This window comes from Holdemanella porci, assembly GCF_009696075.1.
Classification (GTDB): Bacteria; Bacillota_I; Bacilli_A; order Erysipelotrichales; family Erysipelotrichaceae; genus Holdemanella; species Holdemanella porci.
Genome location: NZ_VUMR01000056.1, coordinates 1 through 14,290, shown reverse-complemented (window position 1 = coordinate 14,290; position 14,290 = coordinate 1). Strand labels below are relative to the sequence as shown.

Genomic DNA, 14,290 nt, shown 5'->3' with positions numbered 1-14,290 from the left:
ACGTACTACTTAGATTGAAAAATATCTATAAGATCACTCGTTTAAAGGATTTGAAGAACGAATGGTTATTCGCATAAGTGATAAAACGCAAAATTATAGCAAAGTCACCAAATTGCTAGTTAAGCCTAAAAAATATTTCTTAATCACTAAAAACCCAGTGGATATGAAAGAATTGTTAGTAGACGATGGATTCGTACCTAACGATGTTAAAACCGTAGTTATCGGACCATGTAATGATCGTCCAGGAGCTACAAAATTAGGTCAAAACCAGTCAATTACTCAAGAAGAAGCTGACGCATGTGAAGCTTTGACAAACGCTGGTTACACAGTATTGTTTGCGTTATTAAAAGAAACTGCAATCGGTACTTGGGACAAATTTAGATCTAAATTTGGTTACTAATAGTGGGAATAGTAAACAGATTGAGATAAATAAAAGAAAAAGGAGAGATTTATAATGAGTTGGTTACAAGCAATTTTAATCGGACTTATGAGTTGTACAGCAGCTAGTACTATCGCTTGCTTAGTTACAACAGTAGGTAACTACACTTTGAACCGTCCTTTGGTTGCATCATTATTCGTAGGTTTGATCCTAGGTGATGTATCTGGATGTATTCAAATTGGTATTCCAATGCAGGTAATGTGGATCGCATTGGTTACACCTGGTGGAACAGTCGCATCTGACTTACGTGCCGTAAGTTACATTGGTATTCCATTGGCTTATGTTGGAGCAAAAGCCGCTGGTATGGATTTTGGAGGAAGTGATGCTCAAGGTTTAGCATCTAGTATCTCAGCCATGACTGGTGTAATCGGTATTACTTTATTCTACGGAACAGCTATGATGAACCTTATTTGGCAACACTGGGGCTGGGCTCAATTGGATAAAGGAAACTTAGATTGTTTAGGAAAAGTTGATGTTGTTCTCCCACTAATTTCACACTTTGTATTATCATTCTTGCCAGTTACTTTACTTTGCTACTATGGATCTGGAGCCGTAGCTGAATTGTTCCAGAGCTTAAATACTGAAGTATGGTATGTAAAAGCCATCTTATCAGTAGGAGCAGTACTTCCTGCAGTAGGTATTGGTATCTTGTTAAAATCAGTAGTATCTAAGACTTCTGACTTGATTTACTTCATGTTCGGATTCGCTTTAGCTGCTTCTATGGGATTAACATTAATTGCTGCTACAGTTGTTGGTGGTGTATTCGCATTGATTAACTACCAAATGACAATGATGAAAGCTACAGGTGCTGTTGGTGGTGCATCTGCAGACTATGATGACGAGGAGGACATTTAATTATGAAAAAGATTTCTAAGAAAACATTAAATAGTTCTTTCTGGCGTTGGTGGTATGGAAACTTAACATGTTTCTCACACGAACACATGCAGACATTTGGTTACATGTGGTCAATGCTTCCAATTATTAAGGAATTATACCCTTCTCACGAAGAACAATGTGAAAAAATGACAACTTACTACCCATTCTTCAATACTGAACCTCAGATTGGATCTATCGTAGTTGGTATCACAGCTGGTTTGGAAGAAGCTCGTGCAAACGGAGCTGAGGGAATCGATGATGAAATGATCAACGGTATCCGTGCAGGTCTAATGGGACCTTTGGCAGGTATTGGTGACTCATTGATCGTTGGTACTTACATTCCTATCTTATTAGGTATCGCATTAGGTTTTGCAGAAGGTGGATCACCTTTAGGACCTTTATTCTATATCGTCGTATGGAACGCAACTTCAATTTGGTTCCAAAAATTCGTATACTTCAAAGGTTATGAATTAGGTGGTAGTGCTGTTGAATTGTTAGTAGGACAAAAAGCTACTGCGTTCCGTGAATCCGTATTGGTTATGGGACAAGTTATCGTTGGTGCGATGGCAGCTTCTTGGGTATCAATTTCAACTAACTTAGTAATTGCACAATCTTATGATGCAGCAACTGGTGAATTAACAGACGTAACATTAGGATCTAAATTAGATGGAGCTTTCCCTAAGATCTTAACAATGTTATTCGTATTGTTTGCTTGGTGGTTGATGGCTAAGAAAAACATTACTCCAATTAAAGTATTGTTATTGTTCGTAGTTATCGGATTCGTAGGATCTGTTATTGGATTCTTAGGATAATCACTTAAGACAATTAAAGGCGGGCTTAACTTGTTAGGCCTGTCTTTTTTTCTTATAATATATGTATATTTGAAAGGAGCGTTAATTATGAGCTTGAGCCGCAAAGAAAGAGATCATCTTGCAGAAGTCATTCAAAGAGAAAATGAAATGGTATTAAAAGTGGGAAGAATGGTCAGAAATGCCTTTATTCTTACACTTGCTTTTGCTGCCGTAACATACTGGGGATGGTCAGGGATGACAGATCCAATGTTTCCTAATATTCCGATGAGCGTACGTAATGTAGCTAAATGGATTGCTTTGATTGGTTTGATTTTATCGGGTTTATTTACTATTTTAGGATTTATATCTCATAGAAATGGAAAGAAAAGTGTATTAAAGAAGATTGATTTGTACGAAGAAAAGTAAAGATTTGTATATTTTAGTTTAATACAATTTAATTTTAACTAAAAACAATAATAAATATGTCAATTATACACATAATTTCACATAATATAACTATACCTATCACTTTATTCTTTAGTAATATACTGTTGAGCCAAAGATAGTGGCTCACTTCATAATCAAATTCCCTTTCTTAAAACTTTCTTGAGAAGCCCCGCTAAAGGGGCTTTTCATTTGCTTTTTTGAAAGTTGGACATACAAATAGTTGTTGCGATATAATAATATGGATGAAAGAAGTGTAGTTTTTATGGAAGATAAAATACGAATTATAATGTATTCAAGTGCAGATAAAGTGGATGGCCAAGGTGTGGGTAGTGCCTACGAGGAACAGGTTAATCTAATTAAAGAAGGGGCTAGCGATATCTTTGAAGTGGGTATCAACAACTGGATCAAAACGCCAGATATTCAACATTTCCATACGGTGGATCCTACTTTCTATGTGAAGATGCAAAATCACAGAGCCGCTAACATTGCCTATTGTCACTTTTTACCGGATACTTTAGAGGGCAGCTTAAAAATTCCAGCACCCCTGTTGAATGTATTTCGTTCTTATTTGATTCAATTCTATAAGAGTGCGGATCGCTTGGTCGTTGTAAATCCAAGTTTTATTGATGCATTAGTCGCATATGGGATTGATCGAGAAAGAATTTACTATATTCCTAACTATGTATCTAAGGAAAAATTTTATCGTAAATCCGATGAGGCGTGTGCTGCCATTCGCAAAAAGTGTGGCGTAGACAAGGATGCTTTTGTGGTATTGGGTGCAGGACAGGTACAAACGCGTAAGGGTGTACTTGATTTTGTAAATGTTGCCAAACAAATGCCGGACGTCCAATTCGTATGGGCTGGAGGCTTTTCTTTTGGGCGTATTACCGATGGATATGAGGAATTGAAGAAGTTACAGGAAAATCCACCTGAAAACTGTAAATTCTTAGGGATTGTTCCTAGAGAAGAAATGGTGGATCTGTATAATATGGCGAATGTGCTTTTTGTGCCAAGCTATAATGAATTATTTCCAATGACGATTTTAGAAGCGGTGAACTTACATGTTCCATTGGTGCTTCGTGATTTGGATTTATATAAAGATATCTTATTTGATCGTTATATGCATGCCGATGATAATGAGGGTTTTAAAAATTGTCTGTTAAAATTGAAAAATGATTCAGATGTATATGCGAAGTATCAAAATGAGAGTCGTTTATTGAGTGAATTCTATTCGAAAGAACATGTATTGAATATGTGGAGAGAATTCTATTTGAGTGCTTATAAGGATAAACAAGAGGAATTATTAAACAAGAAAAAATAGAGGTTTTTATGAAAAAACAGAAGTACGCACTAAATCTGTTACTTATTCTTTCTTTAACGGGATTTGCCCTGTGGTTTGCGCTAAAGGATAATTTTCATCAGGTTTTAAAGTGCATTTCACAAATGAATCTGTTAAGCCTTGTCATAGTCTTATTGTGGGGTGTTCTTTTTACGGCGGTCTGGGGATTTGTATACTACGTATTAGGTAGAAAGTATACGGATCATTATACGCCAGGTAAAGGGATTCTAGTGGCCTTTATTGGTTCTTTCTTTTCGGGGATTACTCCGAGTAGTACGGGTGGACAGTTTGTTCAGGCCTACATTATGAAGAAGCAAGGAATCAAGGTGAGTGATGGAGCCAGCTTGTTGTGGGCTGATTTCATTATTTATCAGACGACAATGATGATTTATGTTTCGATTCTGTTTCTTTTGCGTTTTGCGTATTATAGTGCTCAATCCGCATGGTTCAATATTATATTGTTGGGCTATATCATCAATGCAGTGGTTGTTGTAGCGTTATATACGATTGCGTTATTTCCTAGTATTTATATCAAGCTTTCGCGTATTTTAGTTAAGGTATTGTCGAAACTGCATATTTTAAAGAATCCAGAAAAGACATTGGATTCTTGGACTCTACAAGTCACGAGTTTTACTCGTGAAATCAAAGTACTAGCCAAAGATAAGAAGAGCATTTTTCTTTGTGTATGTATTAATGTGGTGCGTTTATCACTCTATTATTCTTTACCTTTTGTGATTGCGCTAGCCCTACATATTCCGTTGAATATGAATGAATTGATTGATGTCATGGCCCTATCTAGTTTTGTGACGATGGCCAATAGTTTTATTCCAATTCCCGGGGCAAGTGGGGGTACGGAAGTTGTCTTTTCATTGTTGTTTAGTGGCATGATGAAAAATTTAACGGGTGCCGTTTTAGTATTGTGGCGTTTTTCTACGTATCACATAGTGTTGATTATAGGTGGAATTTTATTTGTGCTTGTGAAGAATCATTATGAGAGAAAAGAAAGTAAGATCCATTTAGAAGGGATGTAGTATATGCGAATCGGACTATTTACAGATGCATATTTACCGGATATTAATGGGGTTGTTTCAAGTGTGGCAACCCTTAAACACGCTTTAGAAGAGCTGGGGAATACGGTATTTATTATTACGAATCATAAGGGGACAAAGATTGTGGAAGATGAGGATGGTCATATTCTTCGCTTGCCGGGTCTGGAAATCAAGAAGTTTTATGGTTATAAGATGTCGAGTCCACTACAGTTTAGTGCGGATGCCTACATTGAAAGAATGGACTTGGATGTCATTCATATTCAGACGGAAGCGGGTGTAGGTATGTTTGGTCGTCAGATGGCGAAGGCTTTGCACATTCCTATTGTATACACGTATCATACGATGTATGAGGATTATACGCATTATTTTAATCCGCTTGATTTTGATTCGGTTGAAAAATTAGGGAAGAGTGTGATTCGTACTTTTTCTCGTGTCATGGCCAATGGTTCGCAAGCAGTGATTGCGCCAAGTGAAAAGACGAAGCAGGCTTTATTGCAGTATGGTGTAATAGCACCTATTTATATTGTTCCGACAGGTTTGGATTTGTCGGAGTATGATCGTAAAAATTTAGATGAAAATAGAGTTCAAAGTATTCGGAAAGAGTTAGGTTTTACAAGTGAAGATCATATTGTGGTCTTTGTAGGGCGTATTGCCAAAGAGAAGGCAATCGAAATTCCGATTGAGGCGATTAGTAAGAATGCAGATCCACATTTACACTTAGTCATTGTGGGTGGTGGTACGGATATGGAGTATTACCAGGATTTGGCTAAGAAGTATAATGTTTCGGATCGTGTGCATTTTACGGGTAAGATTCCTAAGGAAAATATTGCCTATTATTATGCGGCTTTCGATTGTTTTGTATCCGCTAGTTTATCGGAAACACAAGGGATGACATATATTGAGGCTTTAGCGAGTGGCCTATTGGTGTTTGGCCGTCGTGATGAGGTGTTGAAGGATTTGGTGGATGAAGGCAAGTCTGGATATTATTTTGATGATGCCAATGAGCTAAGTCAAAAGTGGGATATTTTCTTTAGTAAATCAAAAGAAGAAAGAGATGCATTAAGAGCGTATTGTATTTCTAAAACAGCGCCTTATACAGAGAGTATGTTTGCACATAAGGCTTTGAGTGTTTATAATCAGGCGATTGATGATTATAAGCGTGCCTATCATGTGGAGCGCATTCGTATGGTGGATGATTTTGTTCGTTTAACTGTGATGCGTGATTGCGATAATGAGCCAGTCAAAATAATGATTCCAACGGATGATTTCTTTGACTTAAAGATCACAAAGGATACAATGTTAGATGCATATTTGATTGACAACTATTTGGATATGCAGTTATTCTATAAGGCGTTTGAGTTAATGAAGAAGCGTGTTTTCTCAAATGATTATACGTCGTATCAAATGGTGCAATATGGAAAGAAATATTTGGGCCTAGATGAAGATCAGGCTTTGGATATTATTCATGAATTTATGGAACGTCATTGGATTGACGATAAGGAGTATGCCTTTGATAAGGCGCAGGCTTGGCATTCGTATGGTCAGCCTAAAATGCAGATTTGTCAAAAGCTAAAAAGAGCGGGCATCGCGGATGATGTAATTGAGGATGCTTTGGCAAGTTTGGATGTGGAAACAGAGCGTAGTAATGCGATCAAATTGGCTCGTCGTTTAGCGCATTCGTTAAAAGAGCAATCGAGTCGCATGCAAAGGCAGACGTTAATGAATAAGTTAGTGACGAAGGGATATTCGTTTGAATTGGCGAAACAAGTGTCGGAGTCGATTGAATTGAATGAAAATGATGATGAGGCGCTACAAAGAACGATTGCGAAAGCGAAGCGTTTATATGCGACGTTTGATCAGCCTAAGCGTAATCAGAAGATTCAGACGTATTGTGTTCGTAAAGGATTTAATATATCAGCTATAAAAGAGGTTTTGGAAGGGGAAAGTGAATGAGAATTAATGAGATTACTCAGGAACAAAAAGTAAATATTAAGTGTTTGATTTCAAAGTGTGACAAGGGAAAAACCGTGAAGGATACGCCTTATTTGTCTTTGATTTTAGAGGATGCAACGGGTGTATTGGATGCGAAATTCTGGAATTTAACGAATGAGCAGATTGAGCAGTATAAGGCGGGTCAGATTGTTGAGGTATTTGGAGATTCGATCATTCATAGAAATGCCGTTCAGCTAAGAGTGAGAAAAATGGTGGTCTTAGAAGGCGAAGATATTTCGGATTATGTAAGATTAGCGCCTATGTCTCGTACGGAAATGGAAGAGGAAGTAAAGACTTTGATGAATGAGATCACGGACTCAAATCTATATTGTGTGGTTGAAGAAGTATTAGAAGAAACGAAGGATTTATTCTATACATATCCGGCTGCCACAAGAAATCACCATAATTTTGTGGGAGGACTTGCCTATCATTCCATTAGTATGGCGCGTGTAGGACTAGATATTTGTCGTCAATATCCATTCTTGGATAAGGGATTATTGATTGCGGGTATCTTGATGCATGATGTTGGAAAGATTGATGAGTTGAGTGGTCCAGTTCTTCCTGAATATACAAATGAGGGGAATTTGTTGGGGCACATTAGTATTATGAATAATCGTTTGGATCGTGTGGCTGAAAAGCTGGGTGTAAACGATAAAGAGTGTGTTTTATTGTTGAAGCATATGGTTTTGGCACATCATGGAAAGATGGAGTTTGGATCTCCTGTTCTTCCTATGATTCCAGAAGCAGAAGTGTTAACTTTATTAGATAATCTAGATGCGCGTATGTATATGATGAAGCAGAGTTTAGATACAACGCAGCCAGGTCATTTTGGCCCTCGTGTTTTTGCGTTAGAAGGTCGTATGATTTATCATCGAAAAGGAGAAGATGAAGAATGAAAATAGGTTTTGTATCATTGGGATGTTGTAAAAACTTAGTGGATTCTGAACAGATCATGGGTATGATCAAGAGGGGTGGTCATGAAATTGTGGCCAATCCTAAGGATGCACAGGCTATTATTGTGAATACTTGTGGTTTTATTGAGAGTGCCAAAGAGGAGAGTATCAATACGATTTTCAAGATGGCGAAGTATAAAGAGAGAAACTTAGAGAAGTTGATTGTGTGTGGTTGTTTGGCACAAAGATATACAGATACATTAAGGGAAGAGATTCCTGAAATTGATGCGGTTATCCCAATTCGTGAGTATGATACTTTGGCAAGTCAGCTACAGAAGCTTTTAGGTTCAGATACATTGTTAGATAAGGCAGAACGTGTGATTACGGGAAATCCTTGGCAGGCCTATGTAAAGATTAGTGATGGTTGTTCGAATCGTTGTGCGTATTGTGCAATTCCTTTGATTCGTGGAGATCAAAAGTCTCGTACAATTGAGGATATCATGGAAGAAGTCAACTATCTGGCAAGTGTTGGAGTGAAGGAATTAACTTTAATAGCGCAAGATACAACGAAGTATGGTTTGGATAATTATGGGAAGTTGATGCTTCCTGAATTATTGCGTCAAGTATCTAAAGTAGAAGGTCTTCATTGGATTCGTGTTTTGTATATGTATCCGGATGAAATTGTGGATGATGTATTGCAGGCCATGAGTGAGAGTGAGAAGATCGTTCCTTATTTTGATATTCCTATGCAGCATGCGAACAATCGTTTGTTGAAATTAATGAATCGTAGAGGACCCAAAGAGGATGTATTAAAGGTTGTGGATAAGATTCATACAATGTTTCCAAATGCGACTTTGCGTACAACTATGATTGTTGGTTTCCCTACAGAAACGGAAGAAGAGTTTGAAGAACTTGTGGATTTCATTAAGGAAATCAAATGGGATCGTATGGGTGCTTTCACATATTCGAAGGAAGAAGATACGCCTGCTTATGATATAGATGGTCAGATTGATGAAGAGATTCAAAATGAGCGTTTGGCTAGATTGATGGCGGTGCAGGAAGAGATTTCAAAAGAAAAGAATCAGGAAAAGATTGGTAGGGTCATTGAAGTTCTTGTTGAGGAAAAAGAAGGTTTGGTGGATCGTTATCGTGGAAGAAGTGCTGCGGATGCACCGGATGAAGTGGATGGTCAGGTCATCTTTACAAGTGATGAGCCTTTAGAGTTGGGTTCTTTTGTGAAGGTGAAGATTACAGATGCCAAATCTTATGATGTTTACGGTACATGTGTAAGCGAATAGTCGGATTGGATCCCATTGTATTTGAGGATTCTAGAATATTGATTGTGGGTTCTATGCCAAGTGCAATTAGTTTGAAGGAACAGATGTATTATGCGAATAAAAATAATCGGTTTTGGAAGATATTAAAAGAAATCTTTCAAACAGAAGACAAGATTGAATTATTAAAAGTATCGCACATTGCACTTTGGGATATTTGTCATTCGTGTATAAGAAAGACGAGTGCGGATAGTGAGATCAAAGATATTGAACCAAATGATATACAAGGATTATTGAATACATATAAGAATATTGAGAAGGTCATTTGTAATGGAAGGACAAGTCAGAATACAATGCAGAAGTATTTTCCGAATATTGAAACGGTATATTGTCCTTCGACTTCCAGTGCCAATGCACAGTTTTCATTAGAACAATTGATTGAAATATATAAGAAGGAGATTTATGAATAAATTATATTGGGCAAAGGTTAAGCCGGATGCGAAGGTTCCGCAAAAACGTTATGAAGATGCAGGGTATGATTTATACCCATGTTTTGAAGAGGATTACATGGTAATTGAGCCTCATGAAACAAAGTTAGTTCCATTGGGTGTGGCGAGTGCATTTGATCCAGAGTTTGTGATGATTTTAAAAGAACGTGGTTCAACAGGAACAAAGGGGATTGCACAAAGAAGTGGCGTGATTGATTCGGGTTATCGCGGTGAATATATGGCTCCGGTCACAAACTTGAATACGAAGCGTGTGGTGATTAAAAAACAAGATGTAGAGTATAAGGAAGATGCGATTATTTATCCTTATGAAAAAGCAATTTGTCAGGGTGTATTATTGCGTATGCCTCAATTAGAAAGTGAAGAAATTTCTTTTGAAGAACTTCAGTCTATGGAGTCTGAAAGAATGGCCGGAAAGTTAGGTAGTTCAGGAAAATAAGTGGGCTTATTGTCATAATGACAATAAACCTTTTTTTATGCAAAATTCGATTAAAAAAGGATGATTTTTCGATATTATAACCAATCTATAACCTAGTGAGTCCTATACTATAATCAGGATGATGAAAGGGTTATCAACTTTAACAAGAACAAAAGGAGGAATTTGTATGCTGAAAAACTTAAAAAAGGTGGCGGCAATTGTATTATCATTTGCGATGGCCGTTCAGTTTGGCTTAGCAGACTCTTACTATGTAAATGCGGTGGAAGAACCGGTTGAACCTCAACAACAAGAGGAAACAACAACGACTACACCACAAGAGCAAGAGCAAGTGCCAACAACTGAAGAAGAAACTCCTCAACAACAAGAAGAGTATGCTCCAGCGGCTGAAGAAACAAATGAGCAGTCGGCACCAGAAACAAAATCTGTTGAATTAAGTTATGTAGCAGAAGATGGAACAGTTCTTCATGAAACTGCTTCTCGTGATTTTAATTTAGACTACAGCTTAAAGACAGATAGTAGTGTTATGTTGAATTTTGATGGTTATACATTAAAGGATGTAATCATTAATAATTCTCAGACAGTCCCTGCTGATCAGGCTAATCTAAGTGTTACTTCAGATTTAGTTAGTGTTAAATTTGTCTATGTAAGTGTAAATACTAAAGAAGACAAACAAACAAGTGAAAATAATGAACAAACTAAAACTGAAGAAGCAAGTGAAGATGATGCTGAGGCAGACCCGGAAACCAAGGAGGAATTACCTGAGTATCCGGCATTTGATCAAAGTGAAACAGCTGGTAATGTAGTCGTTCATGCGACAGCAGCTGAGGGTGTTTTACCAAGGGATTCTAAGCTTGTTGTAAAACGTATCACAAGAAAGGCTATCTTAAATGCGGTTGAAGATACAGTTTCTGAAAAGAACAAAGAAATGGATTCAGCAGTAGCTTTGGATATTACAATCCAAAATAAAGATGGTGTTGAAATTCAACCAAATGGTTCAGTAAATATTAGTTTTGAAAATGCAGCAGTAAGTGGTGATGAAATTAATATTTACCACGTAACAGATGATGCGAGTGCAGTCACTGAGGTGGCTACAAATACTCAAAGTTTTGATGCAAATCACTTCTCTATTTATGTTATTGCGGGTGAAAATGATGTTCAATTAACAACATTTAACTTTGTTGCGAATGGTACAACAGTAAGTACACAGATTGTTAAAACGGGTGATGAATTGATTACTCCAACAGCTCCAGATGTTGCTGGAAAAGCATTTGTGGAATGGCAAGAAAATGGAACTAAGTTTGATGGCTTTGGTGTACAGAAAATTACTAAGACTGAAACTCGTACAATTACAGCAAAATATGTAGATGCATTATATGTATACTTCTTAAAACCAGATGGATCACAGATTATGCGTACAGAAAAAGTTGGAGATCATGAAGAACATGATTTTACAACTGTATCTTATGATGTTGACTCAACTCATAAATTAGTTGGTTGGGCAAAAGAAGCCAATGGTACTACAAATATCGCAGATAAAATTACAGTTCCAAACGGAAGTACTTCTGTAAATGTATACGCAATTATTAAAGAAGGTTATTGGGTTTCATTTAATTCAGATGGTGGATCTATTGTTGATTCTCGATTCGTATTAGATGGTGACAAACTAGTTCTAGATAAATCTACAACTCCTACAAAACCTGGTTACACATTTGATGGTTGGTATGATGGTTCAAAACCAGTTGCCGATGGTGCAACAGTTACTAATCCAATGACATTAAAGGCTCATTGGACAGCAGCAGAAGTTAACTATACAATTAACTACTGGCAACAAAAAGTAACAGATGACAAGGGTGCAACAGATGCCCAGAAAACTTATGAATACGTATCTGCTGAAACTAAAAAGGCAACTACAGGAACAAAGATTTCTGCCACAAATTCAAAAAAATATAAGGGATTTACTTATAACGCAAACAACTCTAGTAAAGATGTAGAAATCTCTGGTGATGGTACTACAATCATTAATGTTTACTATGATCGTGTATTATGTACAGTAAATTTCTATGAATATGAATCAACTGGATGGCTTGGTGGTAGATGGAAAATAACAAAATACGAAACAGGTTTATATGGTGCTAACCTTCCTGAAGGCACATGGGATTCTTCGTCTTATTGGACTGTTGAAGAAGGCGGTGGAACTGGATGCATTTTATTAACATCATTTGATTTTGAGACTGCGGGGTATGCGAATAATCAAGGCAATATAACAACAAATGGCGTCGTTACGACATGTAATTTTTATAGACAGGGTAAAAGTGGATCAGCCTCAGTTCATTATTATAATGAACAAGCAGATGGTTCATATAAATTAGTTCAAACGATAAAAACGGGTGGTGGAACATTAACTGTTCACGAAAAATATGTTGGTTATGATTTGTACAAATATACTACTGCAAAAAATCCGGGTACAAGTTCTTCATATTGGGAAAAACAAAAGGATGTCTATGATGGAAAACGATTAGGCGATTATCCTATAAGTATTGCTTCTAAATTGAAGACTTATAGTTTGTCTTACTATAACTACAATGGAGTTGCTAAGACAGTAGAGAATATTAAGTATACAGCTTCATTGGAATCTTATGCGAACTATACTCCTGAAAAACCTAGTGGTTTACCTGAATACTATGAATTTGGTGGTTGGTATAAAGATAAAGCTTGTACAACTAAGTTTGATTTTAATACAGAAAAAATGCCAAATGCGAACGTGCAGATTTACGCAAAATGGACAGCTAAGAAAATCAAATTAACTTATAATTTGAATACTCCAGATGGTACTTCAAGGATAGTTGATAGCGATGTTGATGCTGGTACAATTGCAAATACAGTATTACCTATTATTCCAACAATCAATGACTATTCATTTGCAGGTTGGTATGTAGCAGATGAAAATGATCATATGACTACTAAAGTATTCAATGCGAATGATGCAATTTTAAGAGATACTAATGTTATTGGTAAGTGGCTATACAATGGTGAGCTTACAGTTAAGTATGTGGCAGATGGTGTAGAGGCTCCAAAAGATAACAATGTTTATGCGGGTGGTGCTAAAGCTACAGTTGCTAATGGTGTGACAAAAGAAGGTAAGAAATTCTTAGGTTGGCAATTAGTTGATGGTAATGTATATCAGCCTGGTCAAGACTTTGAAGTAAATAAATATTTGGCAGATGACAAGAATGTGATTACTTTAACAGCTGTATTTGGTGATTCAGAAACTTCAGCAATCTTAAATTATCATCCTGGTAATGGTGATGGTGAAGATCAGAGCGTTGCGATTTTGAATAACGTTGAAGTTACTTTAAAGAATACATCTGATTTAAGCTATACAGCTCCAGGTAAAGATTATTACTTTGCTGGTTGGGCAACATCAATGGGAGATGCTGAAAAGGGTAATGCTAAATATGCAGTTGGTGAAAAGGTCAGAGTGAATGCAGATTCAAGTAATGATTTATATGCGACTTGGGTTAAGAAAACTGTGATTGAAGTTACCGCAAATAGTATTACACTTCCATATAATGGTAAAGTACAGAAGGTTGAAGGAATTAAAGATGTTACTGCTGGATATGAAGTAACTGGTTTAACTGCAAAAGCTGAAGGTATAAACTACGGAACTTATGAAACTGAGATTACTGGTACAGCAACAGTTACTAAAGGTGGTGTTGATGTAACGGATAAAGTAATCGTAAATGTGAATAAGGGAACATTAACAATTTCTAAACGTGAAGTAACATTAACGAGTCAAACAGATTCTAAGCCTTATGACGGAACTCCATTAACTAGACCGGATGTAAAGATGACAGGAAACTTTGTGAATGGTGAAGTAAGTGATATTAAGGCAACTGGATCTGTCACAAATGTTAGTGAAGGTAAAGTAACAAATACAATTACTTATAAAACATCAAATAAGTTCGATCCACATAACTATTCAATCGATGTAAAAGAAGGAGAATTAAGCATTACTCCGGTAACGGATAACGTCCTAGTTGAAATCAAAGGTAATACAAAGACTGAAACTTATAATGGAAATACACATAAAGTAGAAGGCTATGATGTTACAAATATTACGAATGCATTATATCCAGAAGAAGCTATTCATTTTGAAGGTGCTGCAATGGCATCTCGTAAAGAAGAAGGAACTTCTTATATGGGATTGAACGTATCTCAATTCAGTAACACAAGTGCTAACTTTAC

Annotated in this window: 11 protein-coding genes and 1 pseudogene; all 12 read left to right on the top strand. The window is 36.7% G+C overall.

The window, feature by feature from the left end:
- Window positions 1-88: 88 nt before the first annotated feature.
- Window positions 89-400 (top strand): annotated as a pseudogene (locus FYJ55_RS08835) (PTS sugar transporter subunit IIB); the annotation flags it as partial.
- Between the two features lie 54 nt (window positions 401-454).
- The gene (locus tag FYJ55_RS08830) at window positions 455-1,294 is read left to right on the top strand and encodes a PTS sugar transporter subunit IIC (RefSeq protein ID WP_154556520.1); all 840 of its coding nucleotides are present in this window, start codon (window positions 455-457) and stop codon (window positions 1,292-1,294) included.
- Window positions 1,295-1,296: 2 nt separating this feature from the next.
- On the top strand, window positions 1,297-2,127 hold the full coding sequence (locus FYJ55_RS08825; protein WP_154556519.1) for a PTS system mannose/fructose/sorbose family transporter subunit IID: 831 nt from the start codon (window positions 1,297-1,299) through the stop codon (window positions 2,125-2,127).
- An 87-nt stretch (window positions 2,128-2,214) separates the two neighbouring features.
- The gene (locus tag FYJ55_RS08820; RefSeq protein ID WP_154556518.1) at window positions 2,215-2,532 is read left to right on the top strand and encodes a hypothetical protein; all 318 of its coding nucleotides are present in this window, start codon (window positions 2,215-2,217) and stop codon (window positions 2,530-2,532) included.
- Between the two features lie 283 nt (window positions 2,533-2,815).
- Window positions 2,816-3,874 (top strand): glycosyltransferase family 4 protein, encoded by a 1,059-nt coding sequence (locus FYJ55_RS08815; protein WP_154556522.1) that lies wholly within the window; start codon window positions 2,816-2,818, stop codon window positions 3,872-3,874.
- A gap of 8 nt (window positions 3,875-3,882) precedes the next feature.
- Complete coding sequence (locus FYJ55_RS08810; RefSeq protein ID WP_154556517.1) at window positions 3,883-4,923, top strand: lysylphosphatidylglycerol synthase transmembrane domain-containing protein; 1,041 nt, start codon at window positions 3,883-3,885, stop codon at window positions 4,921-4,923.
- 3 nt (window positions 4,924-4,926) lie between these two features.
- Window positions 4,927-6,894 carry a glycosyltransferase gene (locus FYJ55_RS08805; protein WP_154556516.1) on the top strand — a complete coding sequence of 656 codons (1,968 nt, stop codon included), beginning with the start codon at window positions 4,927-4,929 and terminating at the stop codon, window positions 6,892-6,894.
- The gene (locus FYJ55_RS08800; protein ID WP_154556515.1) at window positions 6,891-7,829 is read left to right on the top strand and encodes a 3'-5' exoribonuclease YhaM family protein; all 939 of its coding nucleotides are present in this window, start codon (window positions 6,891-6,893) and stop codon (window positions 7,827-7,829) included. The genes FYJ55_RS08805 and FYJ55_RS08800 overlap by 4 nt, the downstream gene beginning before the upstream one ends.
- The gene (gene rimO, locus FYJ55_RS08795) at window positions 7,826-9,124 is read left to right on the top strand and encodes a 30S ribosomal protein S12 methylthiotransferase RimO (RefSeq protein ID WP_154556514.1); all 1,299 of its coding nucleotides are present in this window, start codon (window positions 7,826-7,828) and stop codon (window positions 9,122-9,124) included. Before FYJ55_RS08800 ends, rimO begins: the two co-directional genes overlap by 4 nt.
- Window positions 9,109-9,570: a DNA-deoxyinosine glycosylase gene (locus FYJ55_RS08790; RefSeq protein WP_154556513.1), complete on the top strand. Its 462-nt coding sequence runs from the start codon at window positions 9,109-9,111 to the stop codon at window positions 9,568-9,570. Before rimO ends, FYJ55_RS08790 begins: the two co-directional genes overlap by 16 nt.
- On the top strand, window positions 9,563-10,045 hold the full coding sequence (locus tag FYJ55_RS08785; RefSeq protein ID WP_154556512.1) for a dUTP diphosphatase: 483 nt from the start codon (window positions 9,563-9,565) through the stop codon (window positions 10,043-10,045). Before FYJ55_RS08790 ends, FYJ55_RS08785 begins: the two co-directional genes overlap by 8 nt.
- A gap of 166 nt (window positions 10,046-10,211) precedes the next feature.
- The coding region (locus FYJ55_RS08780; RefSeq protein WP_154556511.1) for an InlB B-repeat-containing protein at window positions 10,212-14,290 on the top strand (4,079 nt) is incomplete at its 3' end.

Coding starts and splice junctions, on each gene's coding strand:
- rimO (WP_154556514.1), top strand. CDS start 7,826: ATGAAAATAGGTTTTGTATCATTGGGATGTTGTAAAAACTTAGTGGAT.
- FYJ55_RS08800 (WP_154556515.1), top strand. CDS start 6,891: ATGAGAATTAATGAGATTACTCAGGAACAAAAAGTAAATATTAAGTGT.
- FYJ55_RS08805 (WP_154556516.1), top strand. CDS start 4,927: ATGCGAATCGGACTATTTACAGATGCATATTTACCGGATATTAATGGG.
- FYJ55_RS08820 (WP_154556518.1), top strand. CDS start 2,215: ATGAGCTTGAGCCGCAAAGAAAGAGATCATCTTGCAGAAGTCATTCAA.
- FYJ55_RS08790 (WP_154556513.1), top strand. CDS start 9,109: ATGTGTAAGCGAATAGTCGGATTGGATCCCATTGTATTTGAGGATTCT.
- FYJ55_RS08825 (WP_154556519.1), top strand. CDS start 1,297: ATGAAAAAGATTTCTAAGAAAACATTAAATAGTTCTTTCTGGCGTTGG.
- FYJ55_RS08785 (WP_154556512.1), top strand. CDS start 9,563: ATGAATAAATTATATTGGGCAAAGGTTAAGCCGGATGCGAAGGTTCCG.
- FYJ55_RS08830 (WP_154556520.1), top strand. CDS start 455: ATGAGTTGGTTACAAGCAATTTTAATCGGACTTATGAGTTGTACAGCA.
- FYJ55_RS08810 (WP_154556517.1), top strand. CDS start 3,883: ATGAAAAAACAGAAGTACGCACTAAATCTGTTACTTATTCTTTCTTTA.
- FYJ55_RS08815 (WP_154556522.1), top strand. CDS start 2,816: ATGGAAGATAAAATACGAATTATAATGTATTCAAGTGCAGATAAAGTG.